Source organism: Spirosoma oryzae (assembly GCF_003002825.1).
GTDB lineage: Bacteria > Bacteroidota > Bacteroidia > Cytophagales > Spirosomataceae > Spirosoma > Spirosoma oryzae.
Genome location: NZ_PVTE01000001.1, coordinates 297,815 through 313,126 on the forward strand (window position 1 = coordinate 297,815; position 15,312 = coordinate 313,126).

General features: G+C 56.9%; 10 protein-coding genes. 4 read left to right on the plus strand and 6 right to left on the minus strand.

Features of this window, described 5'->3' with window-relative positions:
• Window position 1: 1 nt before the first annotated feature.
• On the minus strand, window positions 2-820 hold the full coding sequence (locus CLV58_RS01325) for a hypothetical protein (protein WP_106135958.1): 819 nt from the start codon (window positions 818-820) through the stop codon (window positions 2-4).
• A 130-nt stretch (window positions 821-950) separates the two neighbouring features.
• On the opposite strand from CLV58_RS01325, the gene CLV58_RS01330 reads away from it, so the two are divergent.
• Window positions 951-1,424 (plus strand): hypothetical protein, encoded by a 474-nt coding sequence (locus CLV58_RS01330; protein ID WP_106135959.1) that lies wholly within the window; start codon window positions 951-953, stop codon window positions 1,422-1,424.
• Between the two features lie 41 nt (window positions 1,425-1,465).
• Here the strand turns inward: CLV58_RS01330 and CLV58_RS01335 are convergent, their stop codons facing one another.
• The 4 genes from CLV58_RS01335 to fabG all read right to left on the minus strand — a co-directional run bounded on the left by CLV58_RS01335 (window position 1,466) and on the right by fabG (window position 7,031).
• Complete coding sequence (locus CLV58_RS01335) at window positions 1,466-2,002, minus strand: hypothetical protein (protein WP_106135960.1); 537 nt, start codon at window positions 2,000-2,002, stop codon at window positions 1,466-1,468.
• A 90-nt stretch (window positions 2,003-2,092) separates the two neighbouring features.
• Window positions 2,093-3,820 carry an erythromycin esterase family protein gene (locus CLV58_RS01340; protein WP_106135961.1) on the minus strand — a complete coding sequence of 576 codons (1,728 nt, stop codon included), beginning with the start codon at window positions 3,818-3,820 and terminating at the stop codon, window positions 2,093-2,095.
• A 247-nt stretch (window positions 3,821-4,067) separates the two neighbouring features.
• Complete coding sequence (locus CLV58_RS01345; RefSeq protein ID WP_106135962.1) at window positions 4,068-6,188, minus strand: hypothetical protein; 2,121 nt, start codon at window positions 6,186-6,188, stop codon at window positions 4,068-4,070.
• A gap of 96 nt (window positions 6,189-6,284) precedes the next feature.
• On the minus strand, window positions 6,285-7,031 hold the full coding sequence (gene fabG, locus CLV58_RS01350; protein ID WP_106135963.1) for a 3-oxoacyl-[acyl-carrier-protein] reductase: 747 nt from the start codon (window positions 7,029-7,031) through the stop codon (window positions 6,285-6,287).
• 297 nt (window positions 7,032-7,328) lie between these two features.
• Between fabG and CLV58_RS01355 the strand changes: the two genes are divergently transcribed.
• Both CLV58_RS01355 and CLV58_RS01360 read left to right on the plus strand, forming a co-directional pair.
• Window positions 7,329-8,078, plus strand: a complete 750-nt coding sequence (locus CLV58_RS01355; protein ID WP_106135964.1) for a phosphatidylinositol-specific phospholipase C/glycerophosphodiester phosphodiesterase family protein — start codon at window positions 7,329-7,331, stop codon at window positions 8,076-8,078.
• A gap of 32 nt (window positions 8,079-8,110) precedes the next feature.
• Window positions 8,111-8,926: an SDR family oxidoreductase gene (locus CLV58_RS01360; protein ID WP_106135965.1), complete on the plus strand. Its 816-nt coding sequence runs from the start codon at window positions 8,111-8,113 to the stop codon at window positions 8,924-8,926.
• Window positions 8,927-8,999: 73 nt separating this feature from the next.
• Here CLV58_RS01360 and CLV58_RS01365 read toward each other — a convergent pair whose 3' ends face one another.
• On the minus strand, window positions 9,000-13,184 hold the full coding sequence (locus CLV58_RS01365) for an NPCBM/NEW2 domain-containing protein (RefSeq protein WP_106135966.1): 4,185 nt from the start codon (window positions 13,182-13,184) through the stop codon (window positions 9,000-9,002).
• Between the two features lie 407 nt (window positions 13,185-13,591).
• Here CLV58_RS01365 and CLV58_RS01375 point away from each other — a divergent pair, with 407 nt between their 5' ends.
• On the plus strand, window positions 13,592-15,214 hold the full coding sequence (locus CLV58_RS01375; RefSeq protein WP_106135968.1) for an NADP-dependent glyceraldehyde-3-phosphate dehydrogenase: 1,623 nt from the start codon (window positions 13,592-13,594) through the stop codon (window positions 15,212-15,214).
• The last annotated feature ends 98 nt before the right edge of the window (window positions 15,215-15,312 follow it).

A 15,312-nucleotide genomic window follows, 5' to 3' on the forward strand; every position in this document is an offset into this window, starting at 1 on the left:
GTTACCCGTTCTGGCGCGGCTGTCGATGAAGCAGACCGCGCCAGAACTTTTGCCAGCGTGTAGGAGCCGGGATGATCGCCAGGCCCCCCCCGGAGATCGTTCGCGACTGGCGGGGGGCGTACTGTACCAGCGTGACATCATTCAGTTGAATCGTCTTCTCCATTCCCGTGGTCTGAATCTGGCATGAATTGTTGTATTCTGTACGCACGGTGTCACTACTGTTGACGTGAACGTTGAGCGTAGTCGGCTTTTCCAGCGCGGTGATTGTCAGGCTATACGTACCATCACGATCAGTTTTCATCTGCCAATTACCGTGATAGTAGCCAACCGATACGTAAGCGTTTGCCAGTGGTCGGACGATACCAGCTGTATCGCGCAGCCGTACGCACCCGGTGATCGTCAGTGGCTTTGTACGATCTGTAGTAAGCGGGCGATCGGGCCGCACAATTGGTGTAAAGCTGGGCTGAACCGGTGATGTTTGCGTCGGGTGTGTCGATGCTGTCGGCTTTGTGGGGTGCTGCTGAGCCAGAGCGGTTTGCAGACCAAGCCAGCCCATGGTCAACAGGCTGAGCCAGCGCTGCCAGTTGTTTTCAGCTGTGTCTGCCACCAACAGGCGGTTCAACTGATCGTCGCGCAGGCGTCCACAGCGTGTTTCGGCCGTGGGCCGGGCCAGTTGTTTTATCAGTTCCTGATCAGACAGAGCTGTGTAGTCGACTACCGTTTTCTGGCAGCTGGCACAGAATCGACCCGTTTCGTTCGGTTGCATATCGTTCCACGACTGGGGGCAGGGCTGCGGAATCTGAATGGAGAAGCGACGCATAAGAGGTCAAGTTTATACCAAAGTACGACAAACGTAGCATTCTATGGCGTTATCATATCGTTTGCACAACGCCATAAGAAAGCAACCCTTTTTGTTACGGACGGGTCGTCATCAAAAAACGAACTACACCATGCAGACACGCTTTTTACCTATCGTTGCCGGATTGCTAAGTGGCTTGCTACTGATGGGCTGCGACCAACCACTCTGCCAGAATTCGCCCCCGCAATACCAGTTTGCGTTTGTTGCTGTGCAGGGGCAACCGCTTGTGACCGATTCGCTACAGGCGAAAACACTACGACTGGCCTATACGTCGACCAGTGGTTCGAAGGTGGTCGTTCCCCTGACTCAGTTCCGGCCGATTCCGACGACTACGCAGTATCGATACGTTTACCAACTAGGGTACGAGTTGCTCGAAAGCGATGCACTATCCCGGCAATACGCCATCGAATTAGACGAGCAGCCTGTCGGTACGCTTCGGTTGACGGCTCAGCGAAACACCAATAAGTGCGACGGTTGGATGCACCTGACGGAAGTGCAGGCTAACCAAAAGCCGGTATCGATCGGAACAGACAACGTCACCTATCAGATCACGATTGATCGATAGAAGTAGCTGGCCTGCCAACCTCGCTGCCTCGATGGAACGGGCTAGTTCATTTTCCCGGCGTAGAACGAGATATTGAGCCCGGCGAATGACCGGCTTGTATTCAGGTTACCAAAGGCGGTCACGCCGATACCGAGGGTTTTGGTCGACGTAATAAACCGTATTTCAGCCGGAATGCCTACGGTGGTATAGTTGACTGGCTCGTAGTACTGCGAACCATAAATAAGCGGGTCAGGGTCTACACGAATTAACTGCCCTCGATCAACGCCCCATAGCCCGCTCAGGCCTGCAGAGAACCGGAATTTTCCCGTTTTTAAGCCGTAAAGCAGGCTCGCTTCACTCAATCGAAGACCGGGTTGCTTGTCGGAAAGCAATTCCGTGTTAAGGATGTAACGAGCAATAAGCAGGGTAGGCTTGTTGGCAAATTCATAGCCTGCTGCCAGCATACCACTGGGAAGATACGATTTACCGATCCCCCCGCTAAGCCAGGCATTGCCTGTAGACGTAGCCTGAGCGTAGCCTGTGTTGTGTGCGGTTAGCGCTGAAAGAAACGCACAAGTGATCGCGAAACGTTTGAGCATGTAGTTGATTGAGGAGGTTCTGATGTACTTAAATCTGTCCGGGTAGCTGAACCCTGCACCGTAGGTCAAAGCTACCCGTTAAGTCCGGATTCAGGGCTGAGTGGTAGCTGGTTCGTAGTGCAGGGCAAAGCCACTCCCCTGCGGTTGGTAGTCCATCGCCAGTGGTGCCACGCTGAAAGGAGGAGCGGGAATGAGCTGAAACAGCTGGCTGTCGACCGGCTGCCCATTCAATCTGATTTGGCCAATCTGACACTGCTGCCCGTTCCGGCTGACTACACTGATACTCAGATAACGCGTGCGGGGATGCAAGCCAACAAGCAAGCTGCGGTTTACGTGACCCGCGAGTCCCTGAGCCGCAAAGCTCAGCAATCGCTTTCGACCATCGTGCTGGTAAACCTGTAGGTGAAGGTCGCTCTGACGAGCAGGCTGACCAACCCAGCTAATTTGCCCGCAGTCAATCAGTAACCGTTGCCGCCTGACCAGACTGTCGATTCGGGCCGGGGGCAATGTTAGGTAGACGCCGAATAGTTCGGGTGGCGTAATATGGATAAAATGAGCCGGATGGGAAGGACCCAGAAAGATCAGACCGTCGAAGGCCAGTGGAATATGCTGGCTGGGAGCCAGGTAGCCCACGCCCTGACTGCTGGTGCCGTAGGAAAGTCGTGGTTGATAAGCCCGGAAAAAGTCGCCCATGGCCTGGCCCCGTAAGTCGAGAAGACCGTAGCTAGCTGGCAGCAGCGAACTCAGTAGGCGTCCCATGCCTTTACGTGAACCGGGCATTGCGACACTGACCAGACTGTCGCCCCTACGGTCATACCGGCTTAGAAAACGCCCCCCATCGATTTCTGTGCCCAGTGCGCAGTAAGCACTGCCGTAGGCTTGGTGCAAATAGTGGCCAAGGCGTTTAACACCCCGGAAGCCTAGTTGGTAGCAGGGTTGCTTTTCGATGTGCGCATTATGGGCATTGATGATAACGATTTTGGTGTGGGGACGCTGTGCCAGCAGCCATTGGATGCTGGCAAACATGGCCGAATCGCGGGGTGCCTCTTCGTCATGCCGGTGAATAGCCCAGGCGAGCTGATGTTGGCTGAGCAGGTGCTGTTGCCAGCGGGCCAGCAAGCCCAGCGAGTCAGGCTGGGTAGTGGGTAGTCTGCGCAGGCATTGGTTGAACATAGCTTGTGCCGATGCCTGCGCTGCGGACGAATAAGCCTTCTTTAAGAGATGAACCGGTAAGTAGCTCAACGTGGCTAGAGCGGAATCCGCGTCAGCCGGTATCCCAGGCGTTAACCGGAGTAGCTGGGCTAGTTGTCCCGGTGAATCGATTTCGGTACCCACCAGCCAGATGCGTTCAGCAAAAGGGCGGTGCCGATTTTGCTGATGGACCCACCGGATCAGCTCGATAAGTTGGGGGGCGATCGGCTGCGCATCGGCGAGCGGAGTCAATGCGCCTTGTAACGTCCCCTCATCGAGTAGTACGTAACGGTTGAGCGCCAGCGTAGCTGATGCATACACCTCGGCCAGCACAATCGTATTGAATCGCTGGGTTCGGCACAGATCGCGGGCTAGTTTGGCCTGTACATCGGCTGTCTGATGCGTTCCATGCGTGACTTCGCCAACCGCAACGATAGTTTTGCCGACTGTCAATGGCGTAGTCAGCCCAAGCAGCGTGGTGTCTGTAAGAGCCTGGGGTTGGAAAGGCGTCAGGCTGGCCCGTAGCACACCCAGATCAACTGGGTTGATCTGGCCCCGCAGGGCAGGACAACTCAGTAACCAGGCTGTCAGCAGTAGACAGCCAAAGCGTTGGTAAGTCCGATTCATCGGCGTCGAGTTAGGTCTGCCCGTAGGCGTTGCACAAAAGTGCTTTTTTGCCTCGACAGGCGGACCGCGTCGCGCGTAGAATTAGGTTTTTTTAAGAGTTACCATTTTAGCTGTCAGCCTCTTGTCAGATTGATTGTTCCGGTAGGGCCGCGTATGGTACTGTAGAAGAAACACCTGTTCGGTAGCCGAAACAGCGTAACTGCTGACTAGCAAACAGGTGTTGAAATAGAAGGAATAGAAAAGCTGTCTAATACCCCCCGTAGAATTTCCGCAGGCCCCATTCGATGGTTGCCAGCAGGAGTACGGCGAAGAACAGCCACCGCCAGTTGATGATCTCGTCGATGGATTCGGTGCTGCTCAGGCGGGCGGGATGGGGCCGATTTGCCAGCGCGTTCACCAGCGCATCGACCTGCGCGGGCTTGTAAAAACGACCGCCGGTCTGACTGGCCAACTGCCGCAGCATGGCGTGGTCGGCGGTGGTGTTGAGTGCTTCGAGTTGCTGCGTCCGGACGATGAACTGCCCCGACGACTGCTCGGCCCGGCCATTGAGCGTAGCCGTTGCCCGGAACTGGTATGCCCCTTCGGGCAACTGGCTGATCTCGTAACGGCTGTTAGCGGCCGTGGGCGTGAACGCATAACTAAGCGTCCGGTTCCGTTCGTCGGTCAGTTGCAGCCGGACGGGTTGGTCGTACTGACGCTCGTAGATGTCGTTGTAGAGTTCGGTTTCGAAGATGACTTTCTCGCCCGCGACGAACTCGTTACGGATGGGGTAGACGCGTAGCTTCCGCCGATCTTCCTTCACCGAAATCAACTGAATGATCTTCTGCAACAGTTCGTCGACTACCTCCTGCTTTTCGGTCAGCGCGTATTCTTCCAGTCGCCACGCCCAGAGCCCTTCACCGGCCAGTACGGCCGTTTTGCGGGGCGACGTTACGTTGAAGGCCAGCAGCGGCTTGGTTGTTTTGACAGTGCCGATCTGTTGCCAGAGCACGACTTCACTACCCGGCTGCGCGTGGTATTCACCGTACGGAACGGTAATTGGCGGCAACTTGGCTAGCAAGTCGAGCTTGGCGGGGTCGAACGCGAGTTGCTTGAAATCGGTGTTGAAATACGCGGTGACTTTGTCGATCTGCGTGCCCGGTCCGCTGATTTGCAGTACCGGGTTCGACGCCGTAAACGGCCCGATTGATGACTGACTACCCAGCACGAACAGCATCGGCGTGTTGCCACTCAGCAGCGTCTGGAAAACGGCATTGCCCGTGCCCCGGTTATCGGGAATCTGGTGCAGGATGATAAGGTCATATTTCTTGCCCGCGGGCGGGGTGGGGTCGACGGAGCCGGTCAGCACCCGTACGTCGACCTCATAGTTCTGATTTTTTTCGAGAATGCTGCGGATCGCCCGAATGTCGGGGTGGGGGGCTAGCCCCAGGAGCAGCACCTTTTCTTTCCCGTCGATAACGTCGATGTACACGTCCTGCCGGTTGTTCCGGGTCGTGTATTCACCCGGTTGCGGCAGTACCTCGACTACGTAATGCTGTACGCCTTTGCGCGTGGCGGTGGTTTGGAACGTTAGTTGATTGAAGGCGTCGCCCTGTCCGAAGCGCACCGACTGCCGGGCCAGTTCGCGCCCGCCCTGTGTCAGCACAACCGTGGCCGACTGTCCCTGATAGCCGTAGCTGACAATTTCGGCCTGCACCGGAAACTGGTTGCCCAGATAGGCGATGCGGTTGGCCACTACGCCTTTAAGTTGAATGTCTTTGCGGGGAATGGTGTCGCCCAGCCCAATCGTATTGACGGTGAACGGATACTGTCCGAAGGTAGGCGATAAACCCTGATTGAAAATGCCGTCGGACATCAGGACCACATCGGTCAGGTTGCGCCCTTCGTAGTCGGACCGGACGCCGTTGAGCAGTCCCGACAGGTCGGTCGTTCGGCGGGTAAAGGGAATCTGGGTGAGGTCGGTACCGGCATCGGTCAGCGTATCGTCGAGCGTACGCACCGTCACCTCCATGCCTTTGTCGGTCAGTTGCTGCCGCAGCGACTGCAAGGCCGTCATCGACCGGTTGATCGCGGGCCGGCCACCCGCCACTACCGACTCCGAATTGTCGACGGCCAGAACGATCTTGGGTTTCTCCGTCGCAGTCTGAATACTGCGGATGAGTGGGTCAAGCAGCAGGAAGCACAGCAGGCTTACCGCCAGGAAGCGCAGCGCTGCCAGTCCGTAGGTTGTACGCCGGTCGAAGCCGCCCACCGTCGTGCCCGTTGTGGTCAGTGGCAACGGCTGGTACAGGGCGTACGCATACACGGCCCCCACCAGCAAACAAACCAGTATCCACCAGGGCGACGATTGGAAAATAACGTTGGACATTGAAATCAGGTTTTCGGTAGTCAGTTTACGGTATTCGGTTTACGGCGTTCGCTCGGGTTGAACCGCCGTAAACCGAATACTGAAAACCGTAAACCACTATGTTAACATCCCCCCATCGACCTGCAGCACCTGACCGGTGATGTAGCGCGAGAGGTCAGACGCCAGAAAAACGGCGCAGTCGGCTACCTCATCGGGTTGGCCACCCCGCTTCATCGGGATCTGCTGCTTCCATTCTTCGACGGCTTTTTCATTGATTTCGCCGGTCATTTCGGTTTCGATAAAGCCCGGTGCAATGGCGTTGGAGCGGATGTTCCGCGAGCCCAGTTCCAGCGCTACCGACTTGGTGAAGCCGATGATCCCCGCTTTCGACGCGGCATAGTTGGCTTGCCCCGCGTTCCCCCGGATACCGACCACCGACGTCAGGTTAATGATCGACCCGGCTTTGGCTTTCATCATCGGTTTGATGGCGGCTTTGGTCAGGTTAAAGACCGACTTCAGATTAACGTTGATAACGGTGTCCCATTGTTCTTCCGACATCCGCATCAGCAGCCCATCTTTGGTGATGCCCGCGTTGTTGACCAGCACGTCGAGCTTGCCGAAGTCCGCGATAACCTGCGTGATGAGGTCGTCGGCGGCTTTAAAATCCGACGCATCGGAGCGGTAGCCTTTCACCTGCCCGCCAAACTGCCGCAGTTCTTCTTCCAGCGCCTGTCCTTTTTCAACGCTCGACAGATAAGTGAAGGCTACGGTTGCCCCTTCCTGCGCAAATTTCTGAGCCATCGCCCGGCCAATACCCCGTGATGCACCCGTAATGAGTACGACTTTGCCTTTTAGTAAATCCATTGGTAAAAAATAACAGCACCGCGCCCGTCAGACTGATTGATCGATGCGGTGGTCTGATCGTAGAATAAGCCAAAAATAGCCAGTTGCCGCCGAACCGCCAACGATAACGCATCATTAACCACACCCAACTACGCTGGTAGCGCAGGCCGTGGTTTACGGTTTACAGCAATCGGTCTACGGTTCGCTGGCTGGAAGCTACTACCCGTAAACTGTAAACCGACTACGGTAAACCCGAAAAGAATTTACCTGAAGTCCGTCAGGTTGCTTACCTTTCTGCCACACATACCACCTGCACGTATGCAACGCTATTGGTTACTGCTGTTTGGCTGGCTATCAGCGACCAGTCTGTTCGCCCAGAAAATCCACGCGCACAACGATTATGTGCAGCCGAAACCGTTTGTGAACGCCTACGCGCACAAAGCCGACTTTATCGAAGCCGACGTATGGGTGCAGAACGGCAAGCTGGTCGTGTCGCATGACAAGCCCGGCCCCAACGCCCCGACGCTCGATTCGCTCTACCTGAAACCCATTGCGGCTTTGTTTGCCCAGCACAACGGCAAAGTCAGCGCCGACCGCGACTATACGTTCGGCCTGATGATCGACGTGAAAGATGACCCGACCGTGGCGCTGCCCAAGCTGATCGACATGCTGCAAGCGAACCTGGTTAGCTTTAATCGGAACGCCAACGCCAGTGCGGTGCAGGTGATTATCAGCGGCAACCGGCCCCGCCCCGATAAATTTCTCGACTACCCGCTGCTCCAGTTCGACGGGCGACCGAGCGAAGTATATGATCAGGAAACGCTGCAAAAAGTGGCCATGATCAGCGACAACCTGCAATCGTATACCCGCTGGAACGGGACGGGCGACCTGTCGGGCGAAGACCGGGACAAGCTGAAGCGCGTCATCAAACGGGCGCACAGCGATGGCAAACCTGTCCGCCTGTGGGCCATCCCCGATCAGCCGGACGCCTGGAAAACGCTTAAAAAATTAGGTGTCGACATCATCAATACGGATCGGGTTGCCGAAGCTGCTACGGCATTACGATGAATGCGGCTTTCCCAAACCAACGTAGACTAACCATGAGCCAAACCATATTGATTACGGGGGCATCGTCGGGAATCGGTAAAGCGACGGCCCGTCTGTTTGCGGCACAGGGCTGGAACGTAGCGGCTACGATGCGCCACCCGGACCGGGAGAATGAACTGACTGACATTGCGGGGGTACGGCTCTATGCACTTGACGTTACGCAGCCGGCCGGTATCCGTACGACGATCGATCAGGTCCTGCGTGATTTTTCGGGCGTCGACGTGCTGCTCAACAACGCGGGCTACGGCCTGTTTGGCCCTCTGGAAACCGTTTCAGCTGAAAAACTGATGGATCAGTTTCAAACCAATCTGTTCGGGGCCATCCGCATGATTCAGGGGGTCTTGCCGGCGATGCGCGAGCAGAAGCGGGGAACGATTATCAACGTTACGTCTATCGGGGGCTTGGTCGGTTTACCGTTCAACTCGATTTACCACGCTACCAAATTCGGGCTTGACGGCCTGTCGGAATCGCTCAACTACGAGCTAAGGCCGTTTGGTATTCGGGTCAAGATTGTAGCGCCGGGGGGCGTTGCCACCGACTTTGCCACCCGATCCTTACAGCAAACAACGGACGGCCCCAGTGTATACGACGCAGACATACAGCAGGTGATGGCTGCTTTTCAGCAAAGCGGTGGCGCGTATTCTTCCGCCGATCAGATTGCCGAGGTGATCTACCGGGCGGCTACCGATGATACGGATCAGTTGCGGTATCTGGCGGGAGCCGACGCGCAGGGCCTGTACGCGAAGTGGAAAGAGATGACCAACGAAGCCTTCATGGCCATGATTCAGGAGCGATACGGTCTGGCTTAACGCAGCAGGTTGGGAACGCCTTGCCGTAAACCGACAAACGCCCCCAACCTGATTAATCTTATCCGTATCGTATTTACTCCGCCAGAATTACCTTGCTCGTCACGCGCTGCTGCCCCTGAATCAGCGACAGAATGTAAAAGCCCCGTGGAATCTCCTGCACCGGTACGCTAATCAGGTTTTCGCCGGCGGTAACCGTATACACCTGCCGAATCATGGGTTGCCCCGCCTGACTGAGTAGTTGCAGCGACAGATCGCCCGCTGTAGCCGCCCAATAGCGGACTTTAAGCATGTCGCGGGCTGGGTTCGGATATACATCGGCCGTGAATGAACCGGCTTCTGGCTGCACGGTAGCCGCCACACGACTGCCACTGGTTTTGGTCAGTCGCGCTCCGGCCCAGTCGCCATGGTCGCAGGCGGCCCCGTCGCCCCCGTCGGTGACCACCAGCGTCAGCGTCTGCTTACCCGACACGTCCAGCACGATCGACTTGGTGGCGGTGGCCGCGTTCATGTTGCCGCTGCTGTAGACTTTGGCCCCGTCCACGAACACCTGAAACTCGACGTTGCCGCAACCCGCGTCGGCGATCTCGTCGTCCAGGCCCATGTCGGTGATAAACTGGGTGTACTGCCCGCCCAGGTTATAGCTGATGGAAGACGCTGCGTGTGTGCCCAGCCCTTTGGCGTAGGTTTGTCCGTTTAGGGTGATGGTGCGTCCGTCGCCCGCGCCGGACTCGCCGTTGCTCTTGTCTTTTTCCACGGGGCCGTAGCCGTTGGTGGCCGAGGTCCAGGTCAGGTCCGAGAGGTAGAACGACGAACTCGTTACCGGCTTTGTCGAGCTGGGAATCAGCCGCGCCCCGGCCCAGTCGCCGTGGTCGCAGGCAGCCCCGTCGCCCCCGTCGGTGACCACCAGCGTCAGCGTCTGCTTACCCGACACGTCCAGCACGATCGACTTGGTGGCGGTGGCCGCGTTCATGTTGCCGCTGCTGTAGACTTTGGCCCCGTCCACGAACACCTGAAACTCGACGTTGCCGCAACCCGCGTCGGCGATCTCGTCGTCCAGGCCCATGTCGGTGATAAACTGGGTGTACTGCCCGCCCAGGTTGTAGCTGATGGAAGACGCTGCGTGTGTGCCCAGCCCTTTGGCGTAGGTTTGTCCGTTTAGGGTGATGGTGCGTCCGTCGCCCGCGCCGGACTCGCCGTTGCTCTTGTCTTTCTCTACGGGGCCGTAGCCGTTGGTGGCCGAGGTCCAGGTCAGGTCCGACAGATACACGCCCGATCCCGATGGAGTGGGTGTGGTCGTCGTCGTCGGGACGCGGAAGAACGCGCTGGCGGGTATAACCTGTTTGTTGAGGTTGGGCCCGCTGTAGCTGGCGCTCAGCGACTGACCATTTACGCCCTGGAAATAAACGATGGTAATGGCGTGTTTGCCCGCTTTCAGCCCGATGGTACCCGATTGCTCCTGATCGCCGTGAACACCGTCGTTGCTCACGACTTCGGTGGTGCCGATGTACAGTTTCGTGCCGTCGTCGGAGGTGGTGTAGAACGTGTAGGTGCCGTCGGTGGGAACATTGATATAGCCCGTAAACCGCAGCCCGTAATTCTGATCCCGGCCACGCATGGAGAAATCGACGGTCGAGGCCGTTCCGGTCTTGGCCGGCGTGAGCGATGCGAAGTTGGGCAGCGATGTCCAGCTTCCTTCGTAGTACTGGTAATCAAGCCCGCTTGTGGTCGACGCCGGGTTCTCCGGATCGCGCAGGCTAACCGGCGTAGGGGTTGGGGTGGTGGTGGTCGACGTTTGTTTGAGCAGCAGGGCCGACGTGTACGGAGCCAGCGTGATCTGTCCGGTGTAGGCCGTGTTTTTCGCGTCGCGGTAGGTGCCGTCCAGTCCTACGTTCGTTGGTTGATTCGACGCGTTGTAGACGATTTTAATGTAATCGTCGGGGTTGAGCGTCGACAGGGTAGCTTCCCGCATAATCAGGTTGTCGACCCAGGCTGTCTGGCCATCTTCGTAGGCCTGCACGACCAGAATCGCGTTCGACTCATCGGCGTTGGCGGTGAACGTTGCTTCCAGATTCTGACGGCTCGTACCGAGCACAAAGGTCGTGCGGTCGGCCAGATCGCGGTAGCTGCCGGCCTGCTGCCGTGGGTAAACGGTCAGGCGTTTGTTGGCACCCGAGGCAATCCCGTCGAGCAGCAGTTGGTACGTTTGCCCTTTCCGGACGCTCCCCAGGCTGATCGTTGCCAGCAGGTAGCTGTCGCTTTTACCCGACGACGACGCAAACGACAGTTTCATCGACCCACCGTCGAGCTTGTTGGTATTATCCCAGTCGGCCCGGCCGTTGCCGTAGGGCGACCATACCCCCCAGCCATTGATGTTGCCGGAATACGGGAAGTTCAGCAGCGTCGTGCCGGTCTGCGTGACCATCTGCGTCTTGTACGTGATCGGGCTGTTGAACGAGTTCCGGTCCTGCCCGTACTTGCTCTGCCATTCCGCCAGTGAAAGCCGCTGCCCGGTCAGTCCGGAGCCGGGGTTGTAGACGGCCTGAATCTTGAACTGATCCTCGAACGGCCGCATGTAGTAGTTGTAGTCGAACGATCCGTACTGACTCAGGTCGTTCGCATTCGATTCGTAAGCCGCGACCAGCTGGGTAGCCAGTTTGCTGGCGAAGATGTTGTTCTGACTGACGATGTTGCGGGGGGTACAGATTTGATTGGCCGCGATCTTGATCTGCTCCTCGCCGTTGTCGAACAGCGTGTTGTTTTTCAGCGTGTTGTTGTACGCCCCGCGCAGGAAGATACCCATGCCGGCGACCCGGAAAATCGAGTTGCCCGACACCTCCGCGTTGATGGTACAGTCGTCCAGAAAAATGCCGTGTGCCCCGGTCGTGGCGTTGATCGGTGCCCCCTCCGGTGCGCCTACGCCGTTGTAAATAATATTCGACAGGAAGCGTAAGCCGGTGGTGTTGTTACGGTTACCGTTCCAGGTATACAAGCCGCCACCGTCGCTTTTGGTCATGCAGTAGTTCGAGACCCGGTTGTACTGTACCGTCGAACTGGTGACGACGGAAGCGCCCGTGTAGCCAATGTAGTCGAAGACGTTGTATTCGATCAGCGAGTTGTTGGTGCAGCTCGACTGAAGGCCGGAATAGCTGCCGTCGCCGTTGGCACCCCGGCCGGGCACCAGGCCGATGCGCTGTACGGTGTTGCCCCGGAAGGTGAAATTCTGGAAGGCCTGAATCGTCAGACCACTGCTGTTGGCGTCTTCGAGCAGGTTGTTCTCCAGCGTTATGCCACTACCCGACCCGTTGAAGAAAATAGCGTTTTCGCCCGAATTGGTAACGTCATTGCCCGAAACCGTAATGCCGTTTCCGTTGACCGACAGGATACCCGCCGACAGCGTCTGCGTAACCTTGATGTTGCGTACCGTCACGTTGTTGACGTTCGTCAGATTTACTCCTTCGCTGGCTGTCGTGATGGCGATCGACTGGTTGTTGGGGTTGTTCTGGTTGTCGTACAGGCGAATCGTCTTGTCGTTGGGGTTATAGTACCATTCGCCGACCTGATCGAGTGTAGCCGGGTGATTTTGAACGAAATAACCCCAGCCATCGGTCGGTTCATACGTGGTGTTGCTGGCAAACGAGAGGGTGTTGCCGCTTTGCTGTGCAATGGTTACGCGGTCGATCACCCAGGTCGCCGAGCGAACGACGGCATCGGCACCCGCCCAGTTGGTCGAGAGCGATTGCTGACTGGTAATCTGTCCCCGGCCGCTGTGGGACTGAATGGTCAGGTAGCCTTTGTTCGCGTCGCTGAAGTTAGGGTAACGCCCCAGCGGTAGGGCACTGTTGTCGCGGTAAACGCCGGTTACGCGGCTGCCACAACTGGGGCAACTGGCCTGCCAGGTGTTGTTGCCGATGTTGGTCCAGCCCGTCACGAGCGTCGATCCCGCAATAACAGGTTTGTTGCCCGACCCGTACGCGTCGACAACGACGGGACTGCCCGACGAACCCGACTGACGGATGTAAAGGGTGCCCCGAAAGGTGTCGCCCCGGCGCAGCAGCACCTGATCGCCCGGCTGGAGCGTCAGGCCACTGACTTTAGCCAGCGACTGAAACGGGCTGTCGGACGAGCGGCCGGAATTGCCATCGTTACCGTTGGCGGCTACATAATACGTAGTCTGCGCAAAAATCGCCGGCGCTAACCCTAGCGACAGCAGCAGTAAGCCCATGCCACGGCCTGCGCGCCTGACCAGGCGCTGATTCATGTGTACAAATACGGTAGACACAAGTATAAAATGGGATAATGGGAGGAAGTAATTTACGGCGGGGACGGTGCGGAGAAACAGAGCCTAAAAATAAGGGCAAACTACCGGTTAATCAATTTAATCTGTTAACAGAGTGTTAATAGTCAGCGACTTATGGATAATGTGTGTATTGTTTTGAAAGTTTATTAAACGGTAATTAGCTGACTGACAGATTGTTTGACCGATAGAGTAGCTATGGAAAAACTGTATGAATGGGTATTTTGACAGGTAGGTCCGTCCGTAGGTATAAGTACGCGCTGCTTTGAACCGGATCGGTGCCGGAACGATCAAATTAAGCCGGAGCGGGTTGGAATTCGTTTCGACAATGGCGACGTTTACCGCCGTTAGTTCAGACAACCCGATTCGTTATGAATACACCTTCGCTGACGCAGCTTTTCCCCGCCGACGATCAGATTCCGGTCGCGTATCGTATTGAACCCGTACACCAGCGGGAGTATCTTATCAATGGTGAAATGCGGCAGTGGGACGGCCCCACGACCGATGTTTACTCACAGATCGGCGCGCCCGATGCCGATGGTACTATCAAGCCCCGGCTGGTCGGCAGCTTCCCCGTCGGCACGGAAAAGGAAGCTATGGAAGCCCTCGACGCGGCCGTAGCCGCCTACGACAACGGACGGGGCGAATGGCCCACCATGTCGGTGGCCGGGCGTATTGCCTGCATGGAAACCTTCGTGGGCAAGATGCTCGAACAGAAACAGCGCGTTGTGTCGCTGATGATGTGGGAGATTGGCAAGAACCTCGCCGATTCGACCAAAGAGTTCGATCGCACCGTAAAGTACATCTACGATACCATCGACGCGTTGAAGGACATCGACCGGGCCGGATCGCGGTTTCGGGTGGAGGAAGGGATTATCGGGCAGATTCGCCGGGCTCCGCTGGGGGTTGTGCTAGCGATGGGACCGTTTAACTACCCCCTCAACGAAACCTACACGACGCTCATCCCGAGTATTCTGATGGGCAACACGATTCTGTTCAAGACGCCCAAACACGGATCGTTGCTTCATTATCCGCTTCTGGAAGCGTTCCGAACCAGCTTTCCGAAGGGTGTCGTCAACTCGATTTACGGGCGCGGGGCGGTCGTTGTGCCACCTGTCATGCAATCGGGTAAGGTAAACGTACTGACCCTGATCGGGTCGAGTAAGGTCGCTGATGAGTTACAGCGGCATCATCCAAAACTCAATCGGCTTCGCTCAATCCTTAGCCTCGACGCCAAAAACGCAGCGATCGTGCTCCCCGACGCCGACCTCGACGTAGCCGTGAAAGAGTGTCTGCTCGGGGCGCTTTCGTTCAATGGGCAGCGTTGTACGGCTATCAAGATCATCTGGGTACATCGGTCGATCGCCGATCGGTTTTTGGAACAGTTCTGCCCGGCGGTTAGCGCCCTGAAACTGGGTATGCCCTGGACGGATGGTGCCCAGATTACCCCGTTACCCGAACCCAATAAGGTCGACTACCTCAACGATACGATTCGCGATGCCGAAGCGGGCGGAGCAACGATCAGGAACGAAGGGGGCGGGGAATACGCCGGGAGTCTGTTCAAGCCGGCGGTGGTTTACCCCGTCAAAGACGGTATGAAACTGTACCGCGATGAACAATTTGGCCCGGTCGTACCGGTTGTCGCGTACGATGACGTAGAAGAGTTTATCGAGTACCTGGAAACCGACAGCCACGGCATGCAGGCCAGTATTTTCGGAACGGATACCAAACCCATCGCCGACCTGATCGATCCGCTGGTCAATCTGGTATGCCGGGTAAACATCAACGCACAGTGTCAGCGCGGGCCGGACACGTTTCCGTTTACGGGGCGCAAAGATTCAGCCGAAGGAACGCTGTCCGTGGAAGACGCACTTCGTTCGTTCTCGATTCGTACCTGCGTAGCGACCAAAGAAACCGACGCCAACAAAGCCATACTGAACACGATTGTCGGCGAGCATCAGTCTAATTTTCTGAGTACGAATTTTCTTTTTTAGAAGAAAGAGAAGAGATAAAAGAAGAAAGAGGCAAGATGTGAGTGGATAGCCTGCATCGGTAGCGTATAGCTGCCGGGTGAGTGTTTTCAACTTACGGT